Source organism: Marinactinospora thermotolerans DSM 45154 (assembly GCF_900167435.1).
GTDB classification, from domain to species: Bacteria; Actinomycetota; Actinomycetes; order Streptosporangiales; family Streptosporangiaceae; genus Marinactinospora; species Marinactinospora thermotolerans.
The window spans coordinates 213,094-239,913 of sequence record NZ_FUWS01000003.1 but is presented as its reverse complement, the minus strand read 5'-3'; the positions used below and the strand labels follow the sequence as shown (position 1 = coordinate 239,913).

At 69.0% G+C, this 26,820-nt stretch carries 25 protein-coding genes; 14 read left to right on the top strand and 11 right to left on the bottom strand.

Annotation, left to right across the window (positions count from 1 at the left end):
* Positions 1-44: 44 nt before the first annotated feature.
* The 4 genes from B5D66_RS06645 to purS form a co-directional block, all read right to left on the bottom strand.
* Positions 45-539 (bottom strand): hypothetical protein, encoded by a 495-nt coding sequence (locus tag B5D66_RS06645; protein WP_078760748.1) that lies wholly within the window; start codon positions 537-539, stop codon positions 45-47.
* A 37-nt stretch (positions 540-576) separates the two neighbouring features.
* A complete protein-coding gene (gene purQ, locus B5D66_RS06640; protein WP_078760747.1) occupies positions 577-1,281 on the bottom strand; it encodes a phosphoribosylformylglycinamidine synthase subunit PurQ in 705 nt (234 codons plus the stop codon).
* 137 nt (positions 1,282-1,418) lie between these two features.
* Positions 1,419-1,862: an ATP-binding protein gene (locus B5D66_RS06635; RefSeq protein ID WP_078760746.1), complete on the bottom strand. Its 444-nt coding sequence runs from the start codon at positions 1,860-1,862 to the stop codon at positions 1,419-1,421.
* An 84-nt stretch (positions 1,863-1,946) separates the two neighbouring features.
* Entirely contained in the window at positions 1,947-2,189 is a 243-nt protein-coding gene (gene purS / locus B5D66_RS06630) for a phosphoribosylformylglycinamidine synthase subunit PurS (protein WP_078760745.1), read from the bottom strand.
* Between the two features lie 346 nt (positions 2,190-2,535).
* Between purS and B5D66_RS06625 the strand changes: the two genes are divergently transcribed.
* From B5D66_RS06625 to B5D66_RS06610, 4 genes are all read left to right on the top strand, one after another.
* On the top strand, positions 2,536-3,135 hold the full coding sequence (locus B5D66_RS06625; protein ID WP_078760744.1) for a sigma-70 family RNA polymerase sigma factor: 600 nt from the start codon (positions 2,536-2,538) through the stop codon (positions 3,133-3,135).
* A gap of 371 nt (positions 3,136-3,506) precedes the next feature.
* Positions 3,507-4,622: a pyruvate dehydrogenase (acetyl-transferring) E1 component subunit alpha gene (gene pdhA / locus B5D66_RS06620; RefSeq protein ID WP_078760743.1), complete on the top strand. Its 1,116-nt coding sequence runs from the start codon at positions 3,507-3,509 to the stop codon at positions 4,620-4,622.
* A 2-nt stretch (positions 4,623-4,624) separates the two neighbouring features.
* Positions 4,625-5,605, top strand: a complete 981-nt coding sequence (locus B5D66_RS06615; RefSeq protein ID WP_078760742.1) for an alpha-ketoacid dehydrogenase subunit beta — start codon at positions 4,625-4,627, stop codon at positions 5,603-5,605.
* 20 nt (positions 5,606-5,625) lie between these two features.
* On the top strand, positions 5,626-7,023 hold the full coding sequence (locus B5D66_RS06610) for a dihydrolipoamide acetyltransferase family protein (protein ID WP_078760958.1): 1,398 nt from the start codon (positions 5,626-5,628) through the stop codon (positions 7,021-7,023).
* Between the two features lie 339 nt (positions 7,024-7,362).
* On the opposite strand, the gene B5D66_RS06605 is transcribed toward B5D66_RS06610, so the two are convergent.
* Positions 7,363-7,725 carry a hypothetical protein gene (locus tag B5D66_RS06605; RefSeq protein ID WP_235000814.1) on the bottom strand — a complete coding sequence of 121 codons (363 nt, stop codon included), beginning with the start codon at positions 7,723-7,725 and terminating at the stop codon, positions 7,363-7,365.
* Between the two features lie 556 nt (positions 7,726-8,281).
* Here B5D66_RS06605 and B5D66_RS06600 point away from each other — a divergent pair.
* Both B5D66_RS06600 and B5D66_RS06595 read left to right on the top strand, forming a co-directional pair.
* Positions 8,282-8,926: a GntR family transcriptional regulator gene (locus tag B5D66_RS06600; RefSeq protein ID WP_078760741.1), complete on the top strand. Its 645-nt coding sequence runs from the start codon at positions 8,282-8,284 to the stop codon at positions 8,924-8,926.
* Positions 8,923-10,206: an MFS transporter gene (locus B5D66_RS06595; RefSeq protein WP_078760740.1), complete on the top strand. Its 1,284-nt coding sequence runs from the start codon at positions 8,923-8,925 to the stop codon at positions 10,204-10,206. The genes B5D66_RS06600 and B5D66_RS06595 overlap by 4 nt, the downstream gene beginning before the upstream one ends.
* A gap of 30 nt (positions 10,207-10,236) precedes the next feature.
* Here the strand turns inward: B5D66_RS06595 and B5D66_RS06590 are convergent, their stop codons facing one another.
* From B5D66_RS06590 to B5D66_RS06580, 3 genes are all read right to left on the bottom strand, one after another.
* A complete protein-coding gene (locus tag B5D66_RS06590) occupies positions 10,237-10,449 on the bottom strand; it encodes a DUF6458 family protein (protein ID WP_078760739.1) in 213 nt (70 codons plus the stop codon).
* Between the two features lie 167 nt (positions 10,450-10,616).
* Complete coding sequence (locus B5D66_RS06585; RefSeq protein WP_078760738.1) at positions 10,617-12,440, bottom strand: acyl-CoA dehydrogenase; 1,824 nt, start codon at positions 12,438-12,440, stop codon at positions 10,617-10,619.
* A gap of 113 nt (positions 12,441-12,553) precedes the next feature.
* Positions 12,554-13,075 carry a hypothetical protein gene (locus B5D66_RS06580; protein ID WP_078760737.1) on the bottom strand — a complete coding sequence of 174 codons (522 nt, stop codon included), beginning with the start codon at positions 13,073-13,075 and terminating at the stop codon, positions 12,554-12,556.
* A 196-nt stretch (positions 13,076-13,271) separates the two neighbouring features.
* Here B5D66_RS06580 and B5D66_RS06575 point away from each other — a divergent pair, with 196 nt between their 5' ends.
* The 8 genes from B5D66_RS06575 (at position 13,272) to B5D66_RS25405 (ending at position 24,280) form a co-directional block, all read left to right on the top strand.
* The gene (locus B5D66_RS06575; protein WP_159457224.1) at positions 13,272-13,742 is read left to right on the top strand and encodes an RDD family protein; all 471 of its coding nucleotides are present in this window, start codon (positions 13,272-13,274) and stop codon (positions 13,740-13,742) included.
* A 172-nt stretch (positions 13,743-13,914) separates the two neighbouring features.
* Complete coding sequence (locus tag B5D66_RS06570) at positions 13,915-15,204, top strand: glycosyltransferase (protein ID WP_078760735.1); 1,290 nt, start codon at positions 13,915-13,917, stop codon at positions 15,202-15,204.
* A gap of 264 nt (positions 15,205-15,468) precedes the next feature.
* Positions 15,469-16,725 carry a glycosyltransferase gene (locus B5D66_RS06565; protein ID WP_235000813.1) on the top strand — a complete coding sequence of 419 codons (1,257 nt, stop codon included), beginning with the start codon at positions 15,469-15,471 and terminating at the stop codon, positions 16,723-16,725.
* 806 nt (positions 16,726-17,531) lie between these two features.
* Positions 17,532-20,366: an AfsR/SARP family transcriptional regulator gene (locus B5D66_RS06560; RefSeq protein WP_268805207.1), complete on the top strand. Its 2,835-nt coding sequence runs from the start codon at positions 17,532-17,534 to the stop codon at positions 20,364-20,366.
* A 405-nt stretch (positions 20,367-20,771) separates the two neighbouring features.
* Positions 20,772-22,154, top strand: a complete 1,383-nt coding sequence (locus B5D66_RS06555; protein ID WP_078760734.1) for an AAA family ATPase — start codon at positions 20,772-20,774, stop codon at positions 22,152-22,154.
* 16 nt (positions 22,155-22,170) lie between these two features.
* Positions 22,171-23,139: an ABC transporter ATP-binding protein gene (locus B5D66_RS06550; RefSeq protein WP_078760733.1), complete on the top strand. Its 969-nt coding sequence runs from the start codon at positions 22,171-22,173 to the stop codon at positions 23,137-23,139.
* The gene (locus tag B5D66_RS06545; RefSeq protein WP_078760732.1) at positions 23,136-23,993 is read left to right on the top strand and encodes an ABC transporter permease; all 858 of its coding nucleotides are present in this window, start codon (positions 23,136-23,138) and stop codon (positions 23,991-23,993) included. The genes B5D66_RS06550 and B5D66_RS06545 overlap by 4 nt, the downstream gene beginning before the upstream one ends.
* 113 nt (positions 23,994-24,106) lie before the next feature.
* Entirely contained in the window at positions 24,107-24,280 is a 174-nt protein-coding gene (locus B5D66_RS25405) for a hypothetical protein (protein ID WP_159457222.1), read from the top strand.
* Positions 24,281-24,350: 70 nt separating this feature from the next.
* Here B5D66_RS25405 and B5D66_RS06540 read toward each other — a convergent pair whose 3' ends face one another.
* From B5D66_RS06540 to B5D66_RS06530, 3 genes are read right to left on the bottom strand one after another with little or no spacing between them, the layout of a single operon-like run.
* Complete coding sequence (locus B5D66_RS06540) at positions 24,351-25,088, bottom strand: class I SAM-dependent methyltransferase (RefSeq protein ID WP_078760731.1); 738 nt, start codon at positions 25,086-25,088, stop codon at positions 24,351-24,353.
* 30 nt (positions 25,089-25,118) lie between these two features.
* A complete protein-coding gene (locus tag B5D66_RS06535; RefSeq protein WP_078760730.1) occupies positions 25,119-25,886 on the bottom strand; it encodes an ABC transporter permease in 768 nt (255 codons plus the stop codon).
* Positions 25,883-26,785, bottom strand: a complete 903-nt coding sequence (locus B5D66_RS06530) for an ABC transporter ATP-binding protein (protein ID WP_235000808.1) — start codon at positions 26,783-26,785, stop codon at positions 25,883-25,885. Before B5D66_RS06530 ends, B5D66_RS06535 begins: the two co-directional genes overlap by 4 nt.
* Positions 26,786-26,820: the final 35 nt, after the last annotated feature.

Genomic DNA, 26,820 nt, shown 5'->3' with positions numbered 1-26,820 from the left:
TTTTCCGTTCGGGATGCTGGTGCGCGGCGCGCGCGGACTGGGGTTTACGGGGCGGAAGACGGCGACGCCGACGGCTCGGTGGCGTGCGCGATGAGCAGGCCGGCGGTCGAGTCCTCGGTGTAGGGCTCGGCGCTGCCCTGGACGATGACGGATCCGTTGGTCAGCGCGGAGTCGGCGAAGGCCACCTCGTCGGGGTCGGAGGCCCCCTCGGGAAGCAGGCGGCCCCACCCCTGGTCGAGCAGGTGGGTGTAGACGGTGTCGATCGCCTCGGTGCCGTCGCCCTCCTCGGCGGTGATCGCCACCGGCCGGAAGCACTCCCGCTGGTCGCACTGTTCGCCCAGGTCGGTGTACTCGATCCCGTCGGGCGCGGCCCCGAGCGTGGAGAGGGCCGGGGCGGAGTCGGGGAGGCTCGCCTCGCCGGACGGCGGGGCCGGGGCGGAGACGCTGAACAACCTCAAGGCCATGGCCCCGACCATTCCGACGATGACCAGGCCGGCCAGGACGAACAGCGCCCGCCTGGAGCGCAGCAGCGCCAGCATCGAGAAGACGTCCCCCCGGGTCGTGTGTGGCCGGTCCTCAGCGCGCGCCGGCTCCCACGGGGGAGCCGGAGGCGAGGTGGGACAGCAGTGAGGTGAAGAAGCCCAGACCGTCCACCGAGGGGCCGGTGAGCGCTTCGACGGCGTGCTCGGGGTGCGGCATCAGCCCCACCACGTTGCCGTGTTCGTTGGTGATACCGGCGATGCCGCGCTGGGAGCCGTTGGGGGCCGTGCCGACGTAGCGGGCCACGATCCGGCCGTCGCGTTCGAGCTCGTCGAGGGTGGCGGCCTCGGCGACGTAGCTGCCCTCGCCGCTCTTCAGCGGGATGACCACCTCCTGGCCGGGGGCGTAGCCGTTGGTCCAGGCGGTGGTGGTGGCCTCGATGCGCAGCGTCTGGTCGCGGCAGATGAAGTGACGCGAGGAGTTGCGGGTCAACGCGCCCGGAAGCAGGTGGCTCTCGCACAGGATCTGGAAGCCGTTGCAGATGCCGAGCACGGGCAGGGCGCCCGAGCGCGCGGCGGGCACCAGCTCGGACATGATCGGGGCGAAACGGGCGATGGCGCCGCAGCGCAGGTAGTCGCCGTAGGAGAAACCGCCGGGGAGCACGACCGCGTCCACACCCTTGAGGTCGGCGTCGCCGTGCCAGAGGGAGACGGGTTCGGCGCCGGAGATCCGCACGGCGCGCGCGGCGTCCCTGTCGTCGAGGGAACCGGGGAAGGTGACGACGCCCACACGGGCAGTCATGGGCACTCTCCGAAAGTCGTGGGGTGGGAGCAAGGCCGATGTGAACCGTAACCGTCCCGAACGGCTCAGTCGTTCACGAGGTTACCCGTTGACCTCGCCTCGCGGTGCGGGGAGTGTCCAAGGTCGCGCCGGCGGGGTCAGCCGACCGCCGCGAACGGGCGGTGGGGGGTGTCCTCCCGGCCCGGCCTGGGATGCAGGTCCTTGCTCAACCGGACGACGGTGCCGCCGCCCGGGACGCTACCGAAGGAGACCCGGTCGACGAATGCCCGCATCAGCAGGATGCCCCTGCCCGATTCGGCTTCGAGGGCGGGCAGGGGCACCGCGGAGGCGTCGAATTCGGGTCCGGTATTCGCGATCTCCAGGACGCAGGAATCGGGCCCCACCGTCGCGACGACCGCGTAGGAGGGAGCCGGATCACCGTGGTCGACGACATTGGCGCACGCCTCGGTGGCGGCGACGAGAATGTCGCTTCGGCATTCGGCGCAGACACCGTTGATCCGTAATGCCTCGCCCATGAATTGGCGCATCACCGGAACCGTGTACGCCTCACGGGGTAGTGCGATCGAGAATCTCACGTCCATCGGCGGCCCCCAAAGCCGTTCGGCGCAATAGGGAGGGTTCCCGCCGAGGTTTTCTCGAAACAGGCGGATTGCGGACGAGGGGAACTATTCCACGCGAAGTTCGAAGTCCTCGATGACCGGATTCGCCAGGAGGGTCTCCGCGAGCCGGCGAACGTCGGCGAGGCGGGCGTCGTCGAGTTCGCCCTCGATCTCGACCTCGAAGCGCTTGCCCTGGCGGACCTGGGTCACTCCTTCGAAACCGAGGCGGCCGCAGGCCCCCACGATGGCCTGACCCTGGGGGTCCAGGATCTCCGGCTTGAGCATGACGTCCACAACGACGCGGGCCACGGGGTCCTCCACAGATGTGCCGCACTTCACTACCGACGGGGCGACGCCCTCTCGCGGTGGAGAGAGCAGGTAGAAGCGTATCGGCACGGCCGCCGGCCCGTGCCCCCGGTCCGCCCGACCGGCCGGCGACACGGCCTGTCCCACGGCCGAAGCGGTGAAACCGGACGCAGCGGGTAGCCCCTTCATAAGGGGTGCGACGAGGCGCTCCCGGCTCGTTCCGGCATGTCCGGAGCGAGGGCGACCGCCCGACCCGTGACGCTCATCACCGGGATCGGCGTCATCACGGACCACCGCTCCGTGCGTCTCACTAGGTGGTAGCGATCCACGGTCGTCCTTAGGGGGAGATTTGACGACCATCGAACTCGACCGAACCACTGAGAACGGCGTGACCGGGGAGACCCCTGATTTCGAGGCCGCGGTCACGCCCTACGCGGATCAGCTCTATCCCGTGGCACTGCGGATGACGCGCAATTCCGCGGATGCAGAGGATCTCGTGCAAGAGACCTTCACGAAGGCGTTCGCGAATTTCCACCAATTCCAGGCCGGTACGAATCTGCGCGCCTGGCTGTATCGGATCCTGACGAACACCTTCATCAACGGCTATCGCAAGAAGCAGCGCGAGCCGCGTCAGGAGACCACCGACGAGATCAAGGACTGGCAGCTCGCGGCGGCCGACGCGCACGCCTCGACCGGCTCCCGCTCGGCCGAGGCCGAGGTGCTCGACCACCTGCCCGATTCGTCGATCCGCCAGGCGCTGGCCCGGCTCCCGGAGGACTTCCGTCTGGTGGTCTACCTCATCGACATCGAGGGGTTCTCCTACAAGGAGGTGGCCGAGCGGATGAACACGCCGCTGGGCACCGTGATGTCGCGTCTGCACCGGGCCCGCCGTCAGCTCCGTGGGCTCCTCGCCGACTACGCCCGGGAGCGGGGCCTCCAGACCGTCTGACCGACCGCGCGACCCGTCCCGACGGGGTCGTGCCGCTCCTCCCTCGTTACTCTCCGCTACCCCCGCTCGCTTTCCGCGGCCCGTCCGCGCGCTATCGGGCACTGCCGTGCGCGGCAATTAGGAGATCCGAATTTTTCTTCGGATCTCCTTGCTTTTTGTAGGAAGCCCTGCTAGTTGCGCTTTCGGGGGTGTGCGACATCATGAGGCGATTGCTAAAAGGTGTCGCTGGGGCCTTGCGCTTCCAGTAGTGACTTCTGTCACGATGTCGGTAGGGCCGCCCCTTTTCTCCCCTTACCCGGGGTAAGCGGGCGGAGAGTCGGCCGACCAGCGGTACCCCGCACAATCGGCCCCGAGAACCCGAGGAGCGACAGGTGCCCGTCACCACCTCGCACGAGGAACCAGAGCTCATCCAGCTCCTGACCCCGGAAGGGGAGTTCAAGGAGCACCCCGACTATCCTCTCGACATCAGCGCGGAGGAGATGCGCGGCCTGTACCGCGACCTCGCGCTGGTCCGACGCCTGGACACCGAAGCCGTGGCCCTGCAACGCCAGGGGGAGCTGGGCCTGTGGGCCTCACTGCTCGGCCAGGAGGCCGCCCAGGTCGGCTCGGGACGCGCGCTGCGCCCGAACGATATGGCGTTCCCCTCCTACCGGGAGCACGGTGTCGCCTGGTGCCGCGGGGTCGCCCCCAAGGACCTGCTCGCCCTGTTCCGCGGCGTCACCAACGGTGGTTGGAACCCCGACGATCACGGATTCCACCTGTACACGATCGTCATCGGCACCCAGGCGCTGCACGCCACGGGCTATGCCATGGGAATCCAGCGTGACGGCGCGCTCGGCGAGGACGGCAGCGCGGTCATCGTCTACTTCGGCGACGGCGCGACCAGCCAGGGCGACACCAACGAGGCGTTCGTCTACGCCGCGGTCAACAACGCGCCCGTCGTCTTCTTCTGCCAGAACAACCAGTGGGCCATCTCCGAACCGCTGGAGCGTCAGTCCCGGGTGCCGCTGTACCGGCGCGCCGAAGGCTTCGGGTTCCCCGGTGTGCGCGTGGACGGCAACGATGTCCTCGCCTGTCTCGCGGTCACCCGCGCCGCGCTGCACAACGCCCGTGAGGGACAGGGGCCCTCGTTGATCGAGGCGTTCACCTACCGGATGGGCGCCCACACCACCTCCGACGACCCCACGCGCTACCGCATGTCGGCGGAGCTGGAGGAGTGGAAGGCCAAGGACCCGCTCCTGCGCCTGCACACCTTCCTCACCCGCAACGGACTGGCCGACGAGGCGTTCTTCGCCGCTGTCGAGGAGGAGGCCGGCCGACTGGGCGAGCGGATCCGGACGGAGTGCCGGGCACTGCCCGACCCGGCGCCGCTCGACATCTTCCACGAGGTCTACGCCGAGCCCCACCACCACATCGACCGCCAACGAGCGGAGTTCGCCGACTACCTCGCCTCCTTCGAGGGCGCCGACGCGGAAGGCGGTCGCTGACGATGACGACGAAGCTGACGATCGGCAAGGCCATCAACGAGGGCCTGCGCCGTGCGATGGAGGACGACCCCAAGGTCCTGGTCATGGGCGAGGACGTCGGCAGGCTCGGGGGGGTCTTCCGGGTCACCGACGGACTGCACAAGGACTTCGGCGCCGACCGGGTCATCGACACGCCGCTCGCCGAGTCGGGGATCATCGGCACCGCGATCGGCCTGGCCCTGCGCGGCTACCGCCCGGTGTGCGAGATCCAGTTCGACGGGTTCTTCTTCCCGGCCACGAACCAGACGTTCACCCAGCTCGCCAAGATGCACCAGCGTTCGGGCGGCCGGCTCCGGCTGCCCGTTGTGCTGCGGATCCCCTACGGCGGCGGCATCGGCGCGGTCGAGCACCACAGCGAGTCGCCCGAGGCCTACTTCGCCCACACGGCGGGACTGCGCGTGGTCACGGTGGCCAACCCCGAGGACGCCTATTGGATGGTCCAGCAGGCGATCGCGTGCGACGACCCGGTGGTGTTCTTCGAGCCGAAACGGCGCTACTGGGACAAGGCCGACGTCGACACCACCCGGAGCCTCACCTCGGCCGCCCCCATGGGCGCCGCGCGGATCGCGCGTCCGGGACAGGACGTCACCCTGGTGGCCTATGGCCCGATGGTCAAGACGGCCCTCCAGGCCGCCGAGGCCGACACCGACCACTCCGTCGAGGTGATCGACCTTCGCTCGCTCTCGCCGATCGACTACGACACGGTCTGCTCCTCGGTCCGCCGCACGGGGCGGCTGGTGGTCGCGCACGAGGCGCCGGTCAGCAGCGGCCTGGGCGCCGAGATCGCGGCGAGGGTCACCGAGGAGTGCTTCTACCACCTGGAGGCCCCCGTCGTGCGGGTCGGCGGGTTCGACACCCCCTACCCGCCCTCCCGGTTGGAGGAGCACTACCTGCCCGACCTCGATCGGGTCCTCGACGGTGTCGACCGCACGTTCGCGTTCTAGGAAGCCAGGTGAACCAGAACATGACCCAACAAGGTGTCCAGCAGTTCCGGCTTCCCGACGTCGGTGAGGGGCTGACCGAGGCCGAGATCCTCACCTGGCACGTCGCTCCCGGAGACACGGTCGAGGTCAACCAGGTGATCTGCGAGATCGAGACCGCGAAGGCGGCCGTGGAGCTGCCCTGCCCGTTCTCGGGCACGGTGGCCGAGCTGCTCGTCGAGGCGGGGGCCACGGTCGATGTCGGCACGCCGATCATCGCCGTGGACACCGGAGGCGCGGAGGCCACGCAGGCGGCCGAACCGAAGGCCGGCGCCGAGGCGCCCGCGCGGCAGGAGGACGACAAGACCGAGGAGGCCGGGGAGGAGCGGCAACCGGTCCTCGTCGGTTACGGCGTGAAGAGCGGCGCCACCCGCCGCCGGGCGCGCCGACGCCCCGGACCGGGCCGCTCGGCCCCCACGGCCCCGCCGCCTCCCCCCGCCGGCGCCAACGGCGCGGACGGGCAGGCGCGGACCCTGGTCCTGGCCAAGCCGCCGGTGCGCAAGCTCGCCAAGGACCTCGGCGTGGACCTGCGGGCCGTGACGCCCACCGGGCCCGGCGGGACCGTCACCCGTGAGGACGTGCAACGCCACGGCCGGGCCACGCCGTCCGCGCCGCCGGCCGCCGTTCCCGCCGAGGCTCCCGAGCCGGCGGCGGCTCCCACGGGGGCGGGGTCCGAGGGTCGCGAGGAGCGCATCCCGATCAAGGGCGTGCGCAAGCACACCGCCGCGGCGATGGTCACCAGCGCGTTCACGGCCCCGCACGTGACGGAGTTCCTCCAGGTCGACGTCACGCGCATGATGAAGAGCGTGCGCAGACTGCGGGAGCGTCCCGAGTTCGCGGGGGTGAAGGTGTCCCCGTTGCTGCTGGTGGCGCGGGCGCTGCTGACCGCGGTGCGCCGCCACCCGGGCATCAACGCCTCCTGGGACGAGGAGGCGCAGGAGATCGTGGTCAAGCGCTACGTCAATCTGGGCATCGCGGCGGCGACCGAACGAGGGCTCGTGGTCCCCAACATCAAGGACGCCCACGCCAAGCCGCTCCCCGAGCTCGCCCGAGCGCTCCAGGAGCTGACCGAGACCGCCCGCGCGGGGCGGACGACCCCGGCCGATATGAGCGGGGGCACGATCACGATCACCAACGTCGGGGTGTTCGGCGTGGACGCCGGGACGCCCATCCTCAACCCGGGCGAGGCCGCGATCCTGGCGTTCGGCCAGATCCGCGACATGCCCTGGGCGCACAAGGGGAAGGTGAAGGTCCGCAAGGTGACCACGCTGTCGCTGTCCTTCGACCACCGTCTCGTGGACGGCGAGCTCGGCTCCAAGGTGCTGCGCGACGTGGGGACGATGCTGGAGAACCCGGAGGAGGTCGCCCTGGCCTGGGGGTGACCGGAAACGGAACGGCCACGCCGCCGCGTCCCGACCCGTCGGGACGCGGCGGCGTCCGTTTTCACGGCGGAGCGGTGGTGGAGCGGCCCGGGAGCCGGCGCGGCGTCCGCGGGTCCTACGGGACGCCCTGGGAGCGTGACCGGCGCGGCGGCGGATTTCCCCGTCAGGACGTTCGCGCGCGGCCCAGGGCGCGCCTGAGAGCCGCGGGCGGCGTCGCCCGGTCGGGGTGAGGGGGAGCGGATACCGCCGGGAGGCGTTTCCCCGTCGTGGCCGACGGGACCGGACGCCTGCGTCAGGCCTCCACCAGGGAAGAGGGGGCGGGCGCCGGAGGCGGCGGGGTCAGGCCGCGGTGAGGGCCCGGCCGCGGTGGCCGTTGGGCCGGCGAGGCGGGGTGGAGCGCAGCAGGGCCGCGGCCCCGGCGGGGTCGTTCGCCGGGTGGGTCACCGTGCCGCCGAGGAGGTCGCTCCAGATGAACTTGCCGTTGCGGCACCACACGTTGACGCCGCGGCGCACCGAGATGACGGCGAGGTCGGAACCACCGGCGCGGTACATGGGCCGGGCCGCGATGGCGCTGAGCTCGGCCCACAGGGCGGCGATCGCCTTCTCGGCGCAGAAGGCGTGCCGGGGTGGGCGTTTCACGCGGGCGGCTTCCGCGCACTTGACCCGGAAGGCCCGGGGGTTGTTCAGTCGCGGGTGACTCAAGAACGTCTCCTCGTGTGGCTCGGGTACCGCGTCCGTCCTGGTCGCGCCCTGTCAGGGGCGCGCCCTTGGCCCGATCGCGGGCCCTTACTGCTCCGGCCGTCCCGCTGTCGGGGCGGGCCGGGGCCGCTGCCGGGCGGGCGGCGGCCAGTGAGATCTCCACAGTTCTGAGAGGGAGCGAGGTCCGTCGTTACCTCGCGGTTATCCTGGCGAATCCGGATAGTAGCAGGCTTTTCCCCTAAGGGGTCGAGATCGTCAGATGTCGGCCATATCACACGAGGGAGTGCCCGGAGTTCCGGTCCTCTCGGCGTTCGCGCTGGTCGCCGCCGCTTTTCCGGGGGAAGGGGTGGGGTGCTCGTGAGTGGGCCCCGCGGGCGCGCGGCGGTGGGGCGTCCTGGCGGGAAGGCCCTGGGCGTAGGGGCGACTTCATTTTCTGCCCGTTTTTCGGACAGATTACGCCACTTCGGCTTGTGCTGTATGTCGCACTCGGCGTCAATGGCCCTCTAGAGGGCTAGATGGGGGATCTGAAGGGGTCTGTCGGAATTAGCATGGATACAACATGGATACAAGGCTTTCCGCGGCAGACCGCACCTACGCCCACACCAAGGACGCGATCCTCTCCCGACGCTACGTGGGCGGTGAGATCCTCAGCGAGGGGGACATCGCCGCCGACGTCGGAGTCTCCCGCACACCCGTGCGCGAGGCCCTTCTCCGGCTTGAGGCCGAAGGGCTCGTCCGCCTCTACCCCAAGCGTGGGGCGCTGGTCGTGCCCGTCTCCCAGCAAGAGATCGACGACGTCATCGAGACCCGCCGCCTCGTCGAGGGATACACGGCCGAACGCGCGGCCGAGGCCGGGCAGGAGGCCCGGCGCGAGCTCGTCGCCACCCTCACCGGCCACCTCGACGCCATGAACGCCCACCTGGAGAACGACAGGCGCGCCTTCGTCCTGGCCGACCGGGAGTTCCACCGCGCCATCGTCACCGCGAGCGGCAACGAGATCCTCATCCACCTCTACGGCACCCTGCGCGACCGGCAGCTGCGCATGATGGAGGAGGGGACCCGCACCGCCGCGCGGATGCGCCGCAACATCGAGGAGCACGGCGCCATCCTGGAGGCGATCCGCGCCGGAGATCCCGCCGCCGCCCGCACCGCGGTGCGGGTGCACATGGACGGCGCCGCGACCCTGCTGGGGGCCCGCCGATGAGCGTCGACGCCTCGCGGGCCGCGACCGACGGCCGGACGGGACCGCTGGAGCCGCCGGGCGGCGCCCGCGCCTGGCTGGTGTGGGGCGTCGGGGTCGGCGTCTACTTCCTCGCCATGTTCCACCGCAACGGCATGAGCGTCGCGGCGCTGGAGGCCCAGGAACGCTTCCAGGTCGGCCCGGCGCTGCTGTCTCTGCTGCCGATGCTCCAGCTGCTCGTCTATGTCGTGCTGCAGGTGCCCACGGGGCTGTTGGCCGACAGGATCGGGCCGCGCAGGTCCCTTCTCATGGGGCTGGTGTCGATGGCCCTGGGGGTCGGCCTGTTCGCGGTCGCGCCCAGCATCGAACTGGCGGTCCTCGGCCGGGTGCTCATCGGGCTGGGGGACGCCGTCACCTTCCTCAACGTCATCAGGCTCGGCGCCCTGTGGTTCCCCCGTTCGCGCTACGCGCTCGTCAGCGCCCTCACGGGCGTGGTCGGCGGCCTGGGCCAGGTCGCCAGTGTCACGCCGCTGTCGCTGGCCCTGGAGGGCGTGGGCTGGACGGCCTCCTTCCTCGGGGCGGGCGTGGTGACCGTCCTGATGATGCTGCTGGTCCTGTTCGCGGTCCGCGACCGCGCGGACGGGGTGTCCACGGCGGCCCCGGCCGAACGGCTCTCGGTGTGGGCGAGCGTCGGCGAGGCGCTGCGTTCGCCGGGGCCCCGGGTCGGCATGGCGCACCACGCCGCGGTCATGGCGCCCTACACCACCCTGACGGTGCTGTGGGGGTATGCCTTCCTGGTCGAGGGGGTCGGGATGTCCTCGGCGACCGCGGGGTTGCTGCTCAGCGGTCTGGGGGTGGCCACGTTGTGGCTGTCGCCCGTCCTCGGCGCGTTCGTGGGACGCTCGCCGGGTGCCCGGCGCCCGTTCGCGATGCTGCTGGGCGGGATGCTGAGCCTCGGCTGGCTCGCGCTCACCCTCTGGCCGGGAGGCCCGCCCACGCCCCTGGTGGTGGCGGTGCTGACCGTGAGCGCCGCGGGAGCGGTGATCGCGCCGGCCCTGTCGTTCGACTTCGCCCGGGACGGGGTGCCGGCCCACCGGACCGGGGCCGCGTCGGGGCTGGTGAACATGAGCGGGTTCACCACGACGGTGATCGCGACGGTCAGCGCGGGGGTGATCCTGGAGGCGCTGCCCGAGCCCCACGACGTGGTGGCCTTCCAGAAGGCCTTCCTGCCGCTGACGGGAACGACCGTGCTCGCCACGCTGGTGCTGATCGCGCTGTTGTGGCGTTATCCGGCGCGGCGCTGAAAGGGGCGGGGGCGTGTCGGGGCGGGGCGCTCACAGCCGGTTGTTGTCGCCGGGGATGCGCTCCTCGGTCTCGCGGTTGCTGCGCAGGACCATGAGGAGCAGCGTCAACACCACGATCGCGATCCCGGCGAGCATCAGGATGACGCCGATGGCGCTAAGGTCGAGCCCTTGCAGGTCGGCGGTGATACCGAAACGCAGTACGGCGCCGACGACCACCAGGAAGATTCCGAGCCCGATGCCCATCTGCCCACCTCCGGGACGAGGAGTTGTCGTTAGTCGAGGTCTCTCTACCCCGTAGTGGAGCGCGCATTACCGAAAGCCGGATTTCCATTGAAGAAACAAAAAGGGTGGGACGGTCGAAAACCGTCCCACCCTGACGCGATGTCCGGGCTCAGCCCGGATAAGGCGGATCAGAAAGCGGATTCGGGGATGTCCATGATGTCGAGCGTGACGTTCTCCGCGATCCGGCGCTCGGCCGCGATCCGCGGCAGGACCTGCTCGGCGAAGAACCGCGCCGCCGCGATCTTGCCGGTGTAGAAGTCCGTGTCGGCGCCGGTCGCGCCGTCGAGCCGCGCCAGCGCGACCTCGGCCTGCCGCAGCAGCAGCCAGCCCAGGACCACGTCGCCCAGCGCCATCAGCAGGCGGGTGGCGTTGAGGCCGACCTTGTAGAGCTCGCGCGGCTCCTCGGCGGACCCCATCGCGTGGCCCACCATGACCTCGACGATCCGCTCGACGTCGGCGGTGGCCTCGGCCAGCAGCGCCCGCTCGTTCTTGAGCCGGCCGTTGCCCGCCTCGCTGCCGGCGAAGCCCTTGATCTCGCCCAGCAGCATGCCCAGGGCCTGACCGTTGTTCTTCACGATCTTGCGGAAGAAGAGGTCCTGGGCCTGGATGGCGGTGGTGCCCTCGTAGAGGGTGTCGATCTTGGCGTCGCGGATGTACTGCTCCAGCGGGTAGTCCTGGAGGTAGCCGGACCCGCCGAGCGTCTGAAGCGACTCCGCCAGCAGCGCGTAGGAGCGCTCGGAACCCACACCCTTCACGATGGGCAGCAGCAGGTCGTTCAGCGCCTCCACCGCGCTGGCGTCCTCGCCGTTGTGCTTGGCGATCTGCACCGCGTCCTGCTGGCAGGCGGTGTAGACGACCAGCGCCCGCAGGGCCTCGGCGTAGGCCTTCTGGGTCATCAGGCTGCGCCGGACGTCGGGGTGGTGGGTGATGGTGACCCGGGGGGCGGTCTTGTCGGCCTGCCGGGTCAGGTCGGCGCCCTGGACACGTTCCTTCGCGTAGGCCAGGGCGTTGAGGTAGCCGGTGGACAGCGTCGCGATCGCCTTCGTGCCGACCATCATCCGCGCGTATTCGATGACGAGGAACATCTGCCGGATGCCGTCGTGCTTGTCGCCGACGAGGTAGCCGATGGCGGGGTGCTCGGCCCCGAAGGTCAGCTCGCAGGTGGCCGAGGCCTTCAGGCCCATCTTGTGCTCGACGTTGGTGACGTAGACGCCGTTGCGCTCGCCCAGCGTGCCGTCCTCGTTGACCAGGAACTTGGGCACGAGGAAGAGCGAGAGTCCCTTGGTCCCGGGGCGGGCGCCCTCGGGGCGCGCCAGCACCAGGTGGAAGATGTTCTCGGACATGTCCTGGTCGGCCGAGGTGATGAAGCGCTTCACGCCCTCGATGTGCCAGGTGCCGTCTCCCTGGTCGATGGCCTTGGTGCGGCCGGCGCCGACGTCGGAGCCCGCGTCCGGCTCGGTCAGCACCATGGTGGCGCCCCACTTGCGCTCGATGGCGAGCTCGGCGAACCGCTTCTGCGCCTCGTTGCCCTCCTGCCAGAGGATGCTGGCGAAGCCGGGGCCGCCGGAGTACATGTGCAGGGCGGGGTTGGCGCCGAGGATCAGCTCGGCCGCGGCCCAGACGAGGGAGCGGGGCGCGCCGGTGCCGCCGAGTTCCGTCGGCAGGTCGAGGCGGAACCACTCGGCGTCCATGTAGGCCTGGTAGGAGCGCTTGAAGCCCTCGGGCATGGTGACCGAGTGGGTCGCGGGGTCGAAGACGGGCGGGTTGCGGTCGGCGTCCTCGAACGACTCGGCCACGATCCCGGTGGCGAGCCGGTTGACCTCGTCGAGAATGGTGCGAGCCGTGTCCTCGTCCAGCTCCTCGAACGGGCCGGTTCCCAGCACGTCCTGGCGCTTGAAGACCTCAAAAAGGTTGAACTCGAGGTCACGGAGGTTGCTCTTGTAGTGCGTCATGGAGCGCTCCGCTGTGTCGTGGCCGCTGTGTCTGAACACGCGATCTACTGGCTAGTAACAAAAAGATGTTACTACCCGGTAGTAGCGTCGCGCCAGAGGCTTTGGCGCTGGAATCACGTTCCGATGGCCATGACCCGGGCGATCGCGTCCAACATCGCACCGACCTCGGGAAGCGGACCCTCGCCCAGGTCGAACCGCCGGCCGTCACGGGTCCAACGGGCCAACCGGGTGCGCCGCTCGGTGCGCGGCCCGCAGATGGCGCGGTCGGCCTCCAGAAGGAAGAAGTCCGGATCCCCCGGGCCGAGGAACGGGTCGGACGCGCGAGTCCCGCACACCATGTAGGTCTCGCCCGGACGCGCCGGCTGCGGCAGCACGACGATCACCGCCTCCAGCGAGCCCCGCTCGGTGTGCAGCGCGGTCAGACCGGTCGGCTCCAACCGTTCGGACTCGGGGAGCCACGCCCCGGCGCGCCGCCAGGCGCCGCGCAGCCCTTCGACGAGGTGTCCCTCGCGCGCCAGGGAGAAGAGCCGGGGACCGAGCTGAAAGGTGATCGCCCGCAGCACCACGTTGGTGAACTCGTCGTGGTGCCGGCGCGGCACGTCATCGCCCCGGCCCACAGCGTGCCCGAACCGCATGCGTTCGCCTCCGTATCGACGTCGTCCCTGGCCCGTGATGCCGGGGTTGTCACGGACCCGCCGAGCCCTGGCCGACGGCCGGGACCACCCCTCGTTCCGTAGGGTGATTTTCTCGCGTCCGGGCCGGTTCGGGCACCGGAACACGGCCGGTGAGGAAGCGGGAATTCGATACCTCTGGCAGAGGGGGAGGTGGAAGGTGTCCGTCGGTTCGTCCTTCGCCGTCCCGCCACGTCCCCCGTCGCGTTCGTCGACCGCGGTCGTGGGGCGCCGTCTGGCGCAGGCGGTCCTCGACGTGTTCCTCTCCTCGGTCCTGCCGGTGCTGGTCCTGTCCCTCTACCTCGCCGTGCCCCGGACGTCGCCTCCCGGGGGTACGGGCTCCTCCGTTCTGCCGGCCCTGCTCGTGCTGGCGCTCGGCTGCCTCGCCCACGCCTGGTACTGGGTGATCCGGCCGCACGGGGTGGGGCGCGGGCAGACCACGGGGATGCGGCTGCTGGGGATCCGTCCGGTCTCCGCCGATGGCGGACCCGTCTCGGCGGCGCGGTTGACCGTGCGCTGGCTCCTCCTCCCCGTCGACCTGCTCGTGGTGGGACTGGTGGTCATGCTGCTCAGCCCGCGGCACCAGAGGCTGGGGGACCTCCTCGCGGGGACTTTCGTCGTTCGGGATTGATCCTGAATTAACGACCTTCTCCGAAATTCGGACATCCTAGCGGACAAAGCGTCGTAAAACCCTCTGGTGTTGCCGTTTCGTGTCTCTAACCCCATGTTGACGTGTTGATACGCAAGCCACTTGAATCAGGTTGGCGATAATTTGGATGCGGATGTGCTGTGGAGGCCGATTCATGGGGGCTCGAGGGCTGACGGTGCTGTTCTTCCCGGAAAGTGCCTACGGTCCGACCAACAACTGCATCGGAATCGGCGACGTGCTGCGGCAACGCGGTCACCGCGTCGTCTTCGCCGCCGAGTCCTCGTGGAAGGGAAGACTGCGCCCCTTCGGGTTCGAGGAGGAGCTCGTCGACCTCGAACCGCCCGCGGCGGGGGGTGGATCCCAGGCGCCGGGACAGTTCTGGAAGGACTACGTCGCCCAACGCGCCCCCGAGTTCCGCCGCTCCACCTTCGAACAACTGACCACGGTCACCGCCGACATCTACGCGACCCTGATCGACGGGGCGCAGTACGTCGAGCCGCAGCTGAAGGAGATCATCGCCCGGGTGCGTCCCGATGTGATCGTCGAGGACAACGTCGTGCTGTTCCCCGCGCTGGCCACCGCCGGGGTCCCCCTCGTGCGCATCGCCTCGTGCAACCCCCTGGAGGTACCGGGCGTCGACGTGCCCCCGATCTTCTCCGGCTATCCCTCCAACGACCGCAGCCGTTGGCGGATCTTCCGGGAGGAGTTCGAGCGCACCCACCGGGCGCTGTGGGAGCGCTTCGACCGCTGGGTGCGCAGCCAGGGTGCCGGCCCGCTGCCCTATCTGCGTTTCATGCCCGAGGCCGACGTCAACCTCTACCTGTATCCCGAGATCGCCGACTACGTCGACCGGCGGGAGATGAACCCGAACTGGATCCGTCTGGAGTCGTCGGTCCGGCGTACCGACGAGCCGTTCGAGATCCCGGAGAAGATCGCCAAGGGAGAGGGATCGCTCGTCTACTTCAGCCTCGGATCGCTCGGCTCGGCCGACGTCGAGCTGATGCAGCGGCTCATCGACATGCTGGAGCACACCGTGCACCGTTACATCGTCTCCATGGGGCCGCGCCATGAGGAACTGCGCCTGCCGGACAACATGTGGGGGGCGGAGTTCCTGCCCCAGACCACCATCCTGCCGCTGGTGGACCTGGTGATCACGCACGGGGGCAACAACACCGTCACCGAGTCCTTCCACTTCGGCAAACCGATGGTGGTCCTCCCACTGTTCTGGGACCAGTACGACAACGCCCAGCGCGTCCACGAACTCGGATTCGGACAGCGCCTGGACACCTATCGGGTCACCTTCCGGGAGTTGCACGAGGCGATGGAGCGCCTGCTGGGCAACGCCTGGATGCGCCAGCACCTGCGTGAGATCGGCGCGGAGATCAGGGAGCGGAACGGGCTGGAACTCGCGGCCGACCACATCGAGAAGGTCGGCATTCGCTGATCAGGCCGACTCCGTGATCTGTGCCACTTGAACGGTCGATCGGTTGGATGAAAGGTGAAGTTTCCGTCGCGAGAAGGCCGTGATTGGTCGAATTCCGTTGCCGCTTCCTCTTCTGCTGGAGTGGCGGAACCTGGTACTCACTTAGGGACGCAGTAGAGGAGAAGTCTCCAAATCCCCCATAAAGGCGTCAAACGCTATTTTTTATCCTAAAAGCGACAGGTGGTGCCCTGGCTGATGGCCGATCGGAAACTGACGGTGCTCTTCATGCCCGAAAGCGCGTACGGTCCGACCAACAACTGCATCGGGATCGGCGACGTGCTGCGGCAACGCGGTCACCGCGTCGTCTTCGCCGCCGAGTCCTCCTGGAAGGGCCGGCTCGCCCCGTTGGGATTCGAAGAGGAGCTCGTGGACCTCACGCCCCCGCCCGAGGACGCGGCGGGACAGGACCCCGGCCAGTTCTGGAAGGACTACATCGCCGAGATCTCCCCCGAGTTCCGCAAGCCCACCATCCAGCAACTGGAGACGGTGGTCCGCCCCATCTACGAGGAACTCATCGAAGGGGTCAAATACGCCGAACCGCAGCTGAAGGAGATCATCGCCCGGGTGCGTCCCGATGTGATCGTCGAGGACAACGTCGTGCTGTTCCCCGCGCTGGCCACCGCCGGGGTGCCCTTCGTCCGCATGCTCTCGTGCAACCCCCTGGAGGTGCCCGGCCCCGACGTGCCGCCGCCCTTCTCCGGACTCTCCACGGGGGACCACGGCGCCGCCGAGACGTTCCGGGAGGAGTTCGAGCGCACCCACGGCGAGATGTGGACCGCGTTCAACGCCTACGTCCGTGAGCAGGGCGGGCCGGAACTTCCCCACCTCCAGTTCATGCCCGAAGGCGACCTCAACCTGTACCTGTACCCCGAGATCGCCGACTACGTGGACCGCCGCCCGCTCGGTGACGGTTGGCACCGCCTGGACTCCTCCGTGCGGCGCACCGGGGTCCCGATCCGGCTGCCCGACCACATCGCCTCCGGTGACGGGTCGCTCATCTACTTCAGCCTCGGCTCGCTCGGCTCGGCCGATGTGGACCTGATGCGGCGGGTCATCGACGCCCTCGCCGGCACCGGACACCGCTACATCGTCTCCAAGGGGCCGCGCCACGACGAGATCGAGCTCGCCCCGAACATGTGGGGGGCGGAGTTCCTGCCGCAGACGAAGATCCTGCCGCTGGCGGACCTGGTGATCACGCACGGGGGCAACAACACCGTCACCGAGTCCCTGCACTTCGGCAAGCCGATGATCGTGCTGCCGCTGTTCTGGGACCAGTACGACAACGCCCAGCGCGTTCACGAACTCGGGCTCGGCCTGCGCCTGGACACCTACGGCTTCCAGGCGGAGGAGATGCGCTCGGCGATCGAGTCCCTCCTCGGCAACGCGGGCCTGCGCCGCCACCTGGAGGAGATCGGCGAGACGATCCGGGGCCGTGACGGCGTGGAGCGCGCGGCCGACCTGATCGAGTCCGCGGCGCGCTGAGTTCCGCGAGGCGGACCACCGAGGCCGGGTCAGGGAGGACGGACCTCCCCGACCCGGCCTCGCTCCTGTCTGGAGGAGGAACGCCGTTGGTGCGGCAGTGTCTCACGACGGGAATGGAAACGGTTTCGTTTTCTCAACACTTCCGACGCGATTTCGCCACTTTTTCTTTTCCAGGACAAGGGGGCGAATTCACGATTCTGCAACGTTTGTCCGTCATGCCTGTGGATCCGCTCCCGGAGCGGAAATCGTTGTTGTGCCCGTGTCTTCCGTCGTCGTGGCGTGGAAGGCGAGGAAAGGGCGAGGGGGAGTGCGGACGCGATCCTGGTCATCCATGTCCCGGAAAGCGGGATCCCGTTTCCGGTCGGGGACAACGGCACCGAGGTGCGGACATGCGGGGTCTCGGTGCCGACCGGTTCGGCCGGTAGGACCCGCTCCGGTTCCGAGGGGGGAGACGTTGCGCCTGGTGAAGGGCGGGGCGGCTCCGGACGGGAACGGGTGTGGCCACGTCGGGAGACCTCATTCCGGTAACCGGGTCCCCGTCGAGGCACAGGGGAGGCGGACTCCCGGCGGTCGCGATGCCGCCTGAGTCCGAGCGGGGCCGGCTTGAGAGGTGTCCGAGCTCCACCTTCGAGAAGTGCGTTAAAAAAGCCTCACTATAGTGCTTTTGGCTGTTTTGTCAGTTAATGTCTCCTGATTGAGGGTGCCTGGGGCGGGAACCACGGGAGGACAGGATCAGCGCTGCAAGGGGAGAGGAACAGGTCTTCAAGATCCTCGGGCCGCTGGAAGTCATCAGCCCGACCGGACCGGTGCGCATTTCGCTGGGGCGTCAACAGATCCTCCTCGGCGCACTCCTCCTGGAACAGGGAAGGGTGGTGCGAGTCGACCGGCTGATCGACATGATCTGGGACGAAGACCCTCCCGACACCGCGCGGACCCAGGTACAGATCTGCGTGTCCCGGCTGCGTAAGGCGCTGACCGACAACGGGGTCAAGGCCACCATCCTCACGCGGCCCCCCGGCTACCTGCTGCGCGTGCCGGAGGAACGGGTCGACGTGCGTCTGTACGAGCGGCGGATCAGCGAGGCCGAGGCGCTCGTACGCGACGGACAGACGGAGAAGGCGGCCCTCTGCTTCCGCAAGGCCGTGGCCCTGTGGCGGGGCCCGGCGCTGAGCGGCATCAAGAGCCGGGGGCTGCGGGCCAAGGGAGCCCGGCTCGACGAGAGCAGGCTGGACACGATCGAGTCCTACATCGAACTCGAACTCGGCCTCGGCCGCCACCACCAGCTGGTCGGGGAGATCAGCGGCCTCGTGCACGAACACCCCTTCCGGGAGCGGCTGCGCGCCCAGCTCATGCTGGCCCTGTACAGGTCGGGGCGCAGGGCCAAGGCGCTCGAAACCTACCGGGCCGGACGCGAACTGCTGGCACGGGAACTCGGCCTGGAACCCGGGGAGGAACTACGCCGGACAGAGGCGGCGATCCTCGCCGGTGACGCGCTGTTCCGCCCCGCGGAGGCCGTCACCCTGGTCACCGCCCTCGAACCCACGCCGGAGGAACCGGCCGATCCAGGCGGCGACGAGGCGACGTTCACCGTGGGAACACCCCCCAGGCAGCTCCCTCCCGACACGGCCGACTTCGTCGGACGGACGGAGGAGATCGCGGAGATCGAGAAGGCGCTCGTCGAAGCGCGCCCCAAACAGGCCGTCGGTGTCGTCGTGGTCGTGGGCAAGCCGGGCGTGGGCAAGAGCTCCCTGGCCCTGCACGTCGCCCACCGGCTGGCCCAGGAGCGCTTTCCGGACGGTCAGCTGTACTTCGACCTGGGAGGGACCAGGGCGGACCCCGTCGAACCGGCCGACATTCTCGTCCGCTTCCTCCGAGCCCTGGGGATCCCCGGCCCGGCGATCCCCGCGCGCCTGGACGAGCGCGCTGAGATGTACCGCAGCCTGCTGGCCGGCCGGCGGATTCTGGTGCTCCTCGACGACGCGGCCAGCGAGAGGCAGATCTCCCCGCTCCTGCCGGGCAGCGCGAGTTGCGCGGTGATCGTGACCAGCAGGTGCAGGCTCACCGGTGTCCCGGGGGCGCGTGTCGTGGAGCCGGACGTGCTCGGTTCCCAGCAGTCGGTACGCCTCCTCGCCCGCGTCCTGGGCGAGGAACGGGTGGCCAGGGAACCGGAGGCGGCGGCGACCCTCGTGGCCGCCGTGGGGAACCTGCCGCTGGCTCTGCGGATCATCGGCGCCCGGTTGGCGGCCCGCCCGCACTGGTCGCTGGCGTCGATGGTGCGAAGGCTCTCCGACGAGCACCGCTGGCTCGACGAGCTCTCCCACGGAGACATGGTCATGCGGGCGAGCATCTCCCTCACCTATGACGGGCTGGGCGCGCAGGCGCGGCGACTGCTGCGGTTGCTCGGCCTCGTGGAGACGGCGGACTTCCCGGGATGGGTCGCCGGCGCCCTCCTCGGGGACGGCCGTCCCTTCCCGGCGGACCTGCTCGACCCGTTGGTCGACGCCCAGATGCTCGATGTCGTCGATCCCGAACTCGCGGGGGAGCCGCATTATCTGTTCCACAGCACCATCCGGATGTTCGTCCGGGAGCGGCTCGGAGAAGGGCGGGACGAGAACGACAGAGTCGGCGCGGTCGAGCGAATGGTCAGCGGCTGGCTGGCCCTGGTCGACCAGGCGAACCGGAACATCTATGGCGGTGATTACCTCATATTGAGGGGGGAGCATCCCCGTTGGCGTCCGCGCGGTCCCCAAAACGGCGACCTCGTCGACAGGCCGCTGAAGTGGCTGGAGGAGCGGCAGGACGCCCTGTGCTCGGCGGTCCACCAGGCCGCCGACCTGGGACTGGACGAACTGTGCTGGGACCTCGCCAGCAGTCTGGTGCCACTGTTCGAAAGACGCGGTTATCTGGACCAGTGGGAGCAGACGAACTGTCGGGCGCAGCAGGTGGTCCGCAACGCCGGTAACCGGCGGGGCATCGCCGCGCTGGCCTACTCTCTCGCCTCCCTGCACATCTGCCGCCGTCAGTACTCCTGGGCGTTTCCGGCCCTGACCTTGGCCCTGAAGGAATTCGACGCCCTCGGCGATCCGCTCGGCCGGGCGAAATGCCTCCGGGACCTCGCCTTCCTCTGGTACGTCCGGGGACACAACGAGAGGGCCCTGGCGCTGAGCGAGCAGGCGTTCACCGAGTTCCGGCGGATCGAGGACGTCCCCGGGCAGGGACGGGCTCTGGTGCTGAGCGGCCACGTTCATACGAGGCTCGGCGACTTCGTCCAGGCGCTCCTACATCTCCGGCGCGCGCTGGAGTGCGCGGAGATGACGCGCGATCGGCGCAGCCAGGCGCAGGTACTGCGCCGTATCGGACAGACGCTGATGTGCCGGGGGGAGGACCGGAAGGCGGCGGACGTGCTGCGGGAGGCCTACGACCTCATCAAGGAGGACGGTGATCTCATCGGTGAGGGCTACCTCCTCCACGACCTTGGTGAGGTGTATATGGAACTGGGGTGTCCGAGCGAGGCGCTGCGCTACCTGAAACGGTCGCTGGCCATTCGTGAACAGATCTCGGACCGCGAAGGGATGAACGAGGTGCGGGCCGCGATCGAGCGGCTGGAGGGACGGCCGATCAGCCACGCCTGGCCGGGCTGATCGGCCTGGGGTAAGGGCGTTCCACCGCCTCACGAGTCCCACGTGTCGTCGTTGGCGGAGCCGGGGCCGAGCCGCTGTGTGCCGGGGGCTGTGGTGAGCACGGGGGCACCTTTCTTGCCGATCGGTGACTATCTGCGACCAGACGGTAGTGGAGAGTCTAATTCTCTGGTTATCACCGTCCTATCTCCGCGCTATCAAAGACTCTTCGTCGGGTGGGGCGCCGAAATTAACTTTCATCCCTTTTGTCGGATTTCTTTCATGTGTCTGGATTGCGCAGAGTCACCCCTCTGATCCGCTTCGTTGTTTGTCTCTCCTGGTCGGCCGCGTGATGGTGCCCTGATAGTGCGATCCCAATGATGAGAGACGGCAGTTTCGGCGTTTCAGAACGAAAGGCCAACGTGGAAGATGAGTGTTTTGGACGGACGGCGTTTCGGCCGCTTGGTTCGGGACCACCGCATGCGGATCGGTCTCACCCAGCGGCAACTGGCCGATCTCTCCACGGTCAGTATCCGCGCGATCCGGGACCTGGAACACGGGAGGGCGATTCGCCCACGTCAGGATACGGTCCGCCTCATCGCCAAAGGACTCCGGTTGAGCGACCGTCAGCGTGCGGACCTGGAAGCGGCGGCGGGATGGGGGGAGGACGGCGGACAGGTCGCCGGTGATCTCGGCGTGGAGTCGACCACCCCGCCGTCTCCCCAGGGCGTGATCGTGGGGAGGGACGACGAGGTCGCGGCCCTGGAGGAGATGCTCCTGACGGGACGGGGCCGGTTGGTCACCGTGACCGGAGTCACCGGCGTGGGCAAGACGCGCCTGGCCACGGAGGTCGCCTCCCGGTTGCACGCCGGTTTCGGCTGGCCGGTGCTCTGGAACTCCTCGGAGGAACGGGACCGGTTACCCAGACGGATCCGAACGGCCATCAGCGCCCTCTTCGGCGACGTCTCCTCCCCGGAGGACGAGGCGGGGGCAAAGGAGCTCGCCGCCCTCATCGGAGACCGCCGTGTCCTGCTCGTCTTGGACGGAACCCGTTCGCTCCCGCTCGGGCACGATCGCGTCACCGCGTTCCTCGGGGAGTGCCCGGAAGTGCGGATCCTCAGTACCTCCGGGCGCCCCCACGGGATCCCCGGGGAACAGGTCTTCGCGCTCATGCCGCTCGAACTGCCCGACGTCCGGGACCAGCGCTCCTCCGCCGACCTGCTCCGGGTGGCGTCGGTCCGCCTGTTCCTGGAACATCTCAGAACGGTCCGGCCGGGATTCACCCTGCACGACCAGGACGTCCAGTTGATCGCCGCCATCTGCCGCAGGCTCGACGGCCTGCCGCTGGCGCTGGAGGCCGCGGCCTCCTGGCTGGCCGTCTACGACTTCCCGGTCCTCCTCCAGTGTCTGACGGAGGAGCCGTTGAACCTGCTCTCCCCGTTCACCGAGACGTGGGAGAGGAACAGGGTCGAGGAAGGACTGAAAGGGGCGATAGCGCTGCTGGACCCGGACCAGCGCGCTGTGCTCGCCCGGCTCTGCGAATCCGGCTCCGCCTTCTCGATCGGGCGCATCGCCGAGTACACGGGCCACTCGCTGACGGACTCCGGACGTGTTCTGCGAGAACTGCTGCTCCGCGGCCTGGTCCGCTCCGATCAGCACCGCGTCCGTTTCCAGGTGCTCAACCTGGTCCACGCGCTGCACCACACCGTCGTGCCCGACGCCCCGATGCCCTGGCCGGAGGGGGGAACGGGGGACCACTCCGCCTTCCCCGGTCCCACACCCCATGCCCACGTCCCATACCGCAACGAATGAGAGCGAAAGTCAGAGGATGGAACACGAAGAGCCACGTGCCACACGTTCCTCTCCGGGAGAACCGGCCACGGAGAAGGTCATCGACGTGCGTGATCTGCGAATGAGTTACGGCCCCACAGAGGTACTGAAGGGAGTGGACTTCACCGCCCGGCGTGGTGAGGTGCTGGCCCTGCTCGGCCCCAACGGGGCGGGCAAGACCACGACGATCGAGATCCTCGAGGGCTTCCGGAACCGCTCCTCGGGCCGGGTCGAGGTCTTGGGGGCGGACCCGGCGAAGGGGGACGAACGGTGGCGGGCACGGCTGGGGATCGTGCTCCAGTCCTGGCGTGACCACGGGAGGTGGGAGGTCGGCCGGCTCCTGGCCCACTTCGCCCGGTTCTACGTCCCCTTCTCCGAGCCCGGCCGACCCCGGCCGTGGGACGTCGACGAGCTGATCAGGGAGGTGGGGCTGGAGGAACACGCGGGCAAACGGATCGCGGCGCTGTCGGGCGGGCAACGCCGTCGGCTGGACGTGGCGATCGGGATCGTGGGGCGTCCGGAGGTCCTGTTCCTGGACGAGCCGACGGCCGGGTTCGACCCGGAGGCGCGCCGGGACTTCCACGACCTGGTGCGCCGGCTGTCGGATCTCGAGGACACCACGGTCCTGTTGACCACCCATGATCTGGACGAGGCCGAGAAACTGGCGGACCGCATCCTGATCCTGGCCGACGGGCGTATCGTCGCCGACGGAAGCGCCAGCGAGCTCGCCGCCCGGATCCAGAGCAGGCAACGGGTGAGTTGGACCCGGGGCGGACGCCGTTTCACCGAGGCGGTCGACAACAGCACGACGTTCATCCGCGACCTCTTCGAGAGGTACGGGGACGAGGTGTCCGGAATCGAAGTGGACCGGGCGGACCTGGAAGAGGTCTACATCACGATGGTCAAACGCGACGGTCAGGACGCCTCCGCAGAGATCACTCCAGAGCCCGCGGAGGAGAACCGATGAACAACATCACCGTGAACGCCGTCCTCGCGGGAGCGTCCCGGGGCTGGGAGGAGTACCGGCAGTCCTTCTCCAACAGCCAGGACCTGTTCAACTACTTCGGGACGAGCGGTGTCTTCCTGGTGGTGGCCTTCCTCCTCCAGGACTCGACGGTCGAGGGGGCCGAGGTCTCGGTCGGGGCCATGATCATCGCCAGCGCCATCGGGTTCCTCGTCGCGATGGGCGGCATCATCACCGTCGCCCAGATCCTCGCGACCGAACGTGAGGACGGAACCCTGCTGCGGGCCAAGGCGCTGCCGAAGGGGATGGTGGGGTACTTCGTCGGCAAGGCCGTGCACGTCCTGCTGGTCACCGCCACCAACACCGCCATCGTCCTGTTCCCGCCCTTCCTCCTCATCGACGGTTTCGCGTTCGGCACGCAGGGGGACTGGTTCACCTTCGCCTGGGTGCTCCTTCTGGGGATCACCGCCACCGTGCCGATCGGCGCGGTTCTCGGTTCGCTGATCAAAAGCCCGCGCTCGACCATGGGGCTGCTGATGATCCCGGTCATGGGGCTGACCATGATCTCGGGGATCTTCTTCCAGTTCTCCGCGGTACACGAATGGGCGCAGTGGATCGCCCAGGTCTTCCCGCTGTACTGGGTCGGTCTGGGCATGCGTTCGGTCTTCCTGCCCGATGCGATGCTCGCCGTCGAGATCGGGGAGTCCTGGCGGCACCTGGAGACGGCCGGGGTGCTCGGTCTGTGGACGGTCGTCGGCCTCGTCGTGGCCCCGATCCTGTTGCGCCGGGCGGCGCAGCGGGAGTCGGGGTCGCGGATGGCCGAGGCCAGGGAGAAGGCCATGCAGAGCACCGTGTGACATCGGGCGGATGCCGGTCGCGGGCACCTCCACCGGCATCCGCCCACTCCACCCGCCATCGGGGTCCCGGTGCGCGGGAGTAACGAGAAGGCCGTACTGAAAGGAACCTTCGGATGGTGGAGACCGTCGTGACGGTCGTCGGAGTGATCGCTCTGGGGGCGTTCCTGTTCGTGCTCTTCATGGGCGTGCGCGGACGGGGAGGAGCCGGGGGCGTGGTCGTCGACGGTGACTCGGGACGCGGTGGAGCGGACGGCGGGGGCGATCACGGGGGTGGGGGCGGTGAGTGAGTAGACGCCACACCGCGGCCGGGGAGGGAGCACGCTGCTCCCTCCCCGGCCGCGGTGTGCCTCCCGTCGTCTAGCCTTGGGCCTCGTAGACGGACACGTGCCTGGTGGAACGGTGGTCGAACCGGTGTTCCTGCCAGTCCTCCCAGCGCTCCGTGAGGCGCAGCCCCGCGATGCGGGCCATCAGGTCCATCTCCGCGGGCCAGGCGTAACGGCTGATCTCCGGCGTCTTGTGCATCTCGCCGGAGCGCATCAGGATCTGCCCGATGGCCGCCATCTGGTTGACCCGGTCCACCTGGAGGCTGCACAACAGGATGGACTCCCGGTCCAGGTGCTGGATCGTGGTGTCCGTCCGATCCAGTGAGTGGAACCGGGTCGGTTCGTAGACGTCGATGATGACCTTCCCGTCCTCCGCGAGATGGCGCCGGGCGTTCTCCAGGCAGGCGATCTGGAGTTCCTGGGTCGGCAGCATGAAGAAGGTGTTGATGGCCAGGAGGACGACGTCGAACCGCCCGTCGCACCTGACCGTCGCGAAGTCGCCGAGGGAGGCGGTGACCGGTTGGTCGGTGATCTTCTCCGCCAGCCGGTCCAGCATCCGTTGAGAGGCGTCCACCCCGTGCACGGTGACGCCTCGTTCGGCGAGGGGGAGGGCGATCCGTCCCGTTCCTATCCCGAACTCCAGGACCGTCCCGTTGTCCCGGCAGCGCTTCTGCACGAAATCGACCGCGTGGTCGACTTCCGGCGTGGCCGGATAGACGAGGTCGTAGATGTCGGCGATGCCTTCGCCGTAGAGAGCCGGGTCGAGTTCCATGAGGGGCCTTCCTGGGCGGGTGAGGACCGGTCAGACAAGGTCGCGGCGGACGGTGGTGAAGGAGGCGATCAGGGAGAAGAGGAGCGCGTAACCGGTGAGGAGGGCCACCGCGGTTCCCATCGGAAGGACCTCCGCCGCTCCGAAACCGAAGTCGGCCCCGGTGTCGTACAGGGCCGTCGTCACCCCGCCGGGAGTCCACTTGCCGAACTCCTGGAGGCCGGGGACGGAGACCACGATGGTCTCCAGCAGGAAGGTCCACACGATGCCGGTCATGATGGCGCCGACCTGGTTGCGGATCAGCGCGCCCAGACCGATGCCGAGAAGGACGTAGAGCGTGATCGCGGCGACCACGCCGGCGGTCATACGCGGGATCTCGTTGGCGAAGGGGGAGAACTCCCCGCCGGCCGTCAGCGTCGCGGGAATGACGGCCGCCGCGGTGAGCGTCATGACGGCCGCGCCGAACAGCAGGCCGACCAGCAGACCGGTGACGAGCTTGGCGACGATGACGCGGCCCCGCACGGGAGTCACCAGGAAGGTGCTGTTGAAGGTGCGGTGGCGGTACTCGCTCGTCATCATGACGATTCCGAGGATCATGGTGAAGCTCGACGTCCCGCCACCGTAGATCCACGCCATCTGCTGGAACTCGACGGTGTCCCGCGCGGGCTGCCCCTCCATGCCGGCCAGGGCGATGGACAACGAGAGCCCCAGCCCCGTCCACGCCAGCACGACCAGGAGCATGATCCACCACAGGCGCGTACTGAAGAACTTGCGCAGTTCCGCTTTCACCAGGCCGGTCATGAGTGGGCACCCTCCGTGCGCGCGTCGGTCAGGTCCAGGAAGACGCGGTGGAGGTCGTACCGCTCCTCGCTGATCTCGGTCAGCACCACACGAGAGTTCAGGGCGAGCCGGCCCACCTCGTCGATGCTCATGCCCTTCACCCGCAAAACACCGTCGGGTCCCTCGGTCACCCGGGCACCGGCGCCCTCCAAGACGGGACGGAAATCCCCGAGGGCCCGTATCCGGATCTGCTGTTCTCCCCGGGTGAGGTCGGCGATGCTGCCGTGGCGGACCAGTCTGCCGCCGGCGATGATGATGGCGTTGTCCACGGTCTGCTCCACCTCGGCGAGGACGTGGCTGGAGACGAGAACCGCGGCGCCGAGCTCGTGGGCCCAGTGCCGGAGGAAGCCGCGCAACCACTCGATGCCCGCGGGGTCGAGGCCGTTGGCGGGTTCGTCGAGGATGAGGATCTTCGGTCGCCCGAGGAGCGCTCCGGCGAGGGCGAGACGCTGCCGCATTCCGAGAGAGAACCCCCCGACCCGCTTGTTCGCGGCGTGGGCGAGACCGACCTCGCCCAAGGCCTCATCGACCCTGGCCCGGGGAAGCCCGGCCGCCGCGCACATGATGGCCAGGTGGTCGCGGGCGCTCCGGGACGGATGGAAGCCGGTCGCCTCCAGTACCGCGCCGACCTCGGTGATCGGCTTGGGCAGATCGGCGTAACGGCGCCCGTTGACCAGGCATGTCCCACTGTCAGGGGCGACCAAACCGAGGAGGCAGCGCAGGGTGGTCGTCTTTCCGGCGCCGTTCGGGCCGAGGTAGCCGGTGATCGTACCGGCCTGCACGGTGAGGGACACGCCGTCGACGGCGGGTACGCCGCCGAACGACTTCCTCAGATCTGTTATCTCGATGGCAGTGGTCATCGCTTCCCTGTCGTTGTCGCTTCCGGGGGGCATGG

Excerpts from the sequence above, each read along its gene's own strand:
- B5D66_RS06645 (WP_078760748.1), bottom strand. The coding sequence starts at position 539 with ATGCTGGCGCTGCTGCGCTCCAGGCGGGCGCTGTTCGTCCTGGCCGGC.
- purQ (WP_078760747.1), bottom strand. The coding sequence starts at position 1,281 with ATGACTGCCCGTGTGGGCGTCGTCACCTTCCCCGGTTCCCTCGACGAC.
- B5D66_RS06635 (WP_078760746.1), bottom strand. The coding sequence starts at position 1,862 with ATGGACGTGAGATTCTCGATCGCACTACCCCGTGAGGCGTACACGGTT.
- B5D66_RS06615 (WP_078760742.1), top strand. The coding sequence starts at position 4,625 with ATGACGACGAAGCTGACGATCGGCAAGGCCATCAACGAGGGCCTGCGC.
- B5D66_RS06610 (WP_078760958.1), top strand. The coding sequence starts at position 5,626 with ATGACCCAACAAGGTGTCCAGCAGTTCCGGCTTCCCGACGTCGGTGAG.
- B5D66_RS06600 (WP_078760741.1), top strand. The coding sequence starts at position 8,282 with ATGGATACAAGGCTTTCCGCGGCAGACCGCACCTACGCCCACACCAAG.
- B5D66_RS06595 (WP_078760740.1), top strand. The coding sequence starts at position 8,923 with ATGAGCGTCGACGCCTCGCGGGCCGCGACCGACGGCCGGACGGGACCG.
- B5D66_RS06590 (WP_078760739.1), bottom strand. The coding sequence starts at position 10,449 with ATGGGCATCGGGCTCGGAATCTTCCTGGTGGTCGTCGGCGCCGTACTG.
- B5D66_RS06585 (WP_078760738.1), bottom strand. The coding sequence starts at position 12,440 with ATGACGCACTACAAGAGCAACCTCCGTGACCTCGAGTTCAACCTTTTT.
- B5D66_RS06580 (WP_078760737.1), bottom strand. The coding sequence starts at position 13,075 with ATGCGGTTCGGGCACGCTGTGGGCCGGGGCGATGACGTGCCGCGCCGG.
- B5D66_RS06570 (WP_078760735.1), top strand. The coding sequence starts at position 13,915 with ATGGGGGCTCGAGGGCTGACGGTGCTGTTCTTCCCGGAAAGTGCCTAC.
- B5D66_RS06565 (WP_235000813.1), top strand. The coding sequence starts at position 15,469 with ATGCCCGAAAGCGCGTACGGTCCGACCAACAACTGCATCGGGATCGGC.
- B5D66_RS06555 (WP_078760734.1), top strand. The coding sequence starts at position 20,772 with ATGAGTGTTTTGGACGGACGGCGTTTCGGCCGCTTGGTTCGGGACCAC.
- B5D66_RS06550 (WP_078760733.1), top strand. The coding sequence starts at position 22,171 with ATGGAACACGAAGAGCCACGTGCCACACGTTCCTCTCCGGGAGAACCG.
- B5D66_RS06545 (WP_078760732.1), top strand. The coding sequence starts at position 23,136 with ATGAACAACATCACCGTGAACGCCGTCCTCGCGGGAGCGTCCCGGGGC.
- B5D66_RS25405 (WP_159457222.1), top strand. The coding sequence starts at position 24,107 with ATGGTGGAGACCGTCGTGACGGTCGTCGGAGTGATCGCTCTGGGGGCG.
- B5D66_RS06540 (WP_078760731.1), bottom strand. The coding sequence starts at position 25,088 with ATGGAACTCGACCCGGCTCTCTACGGCGAAGGCATCGCCGACATCTAC.
- B5D66_RS06535 (WP_078760730.1), bottom strand. The coding sequence starts at position 25,886 with ATGACCGGCCTGGTGAAAGCGGAACTGCGCAAGTTCTTCAGTACGCGC.
- B5D66_RS06530 (WP_235000808.1), bottom strand. The coding sequence starts at position 26,785 with ATGACCACTGCCATCGAGATAACAGATCTGAGGAAGTCGTTCGGCGGC.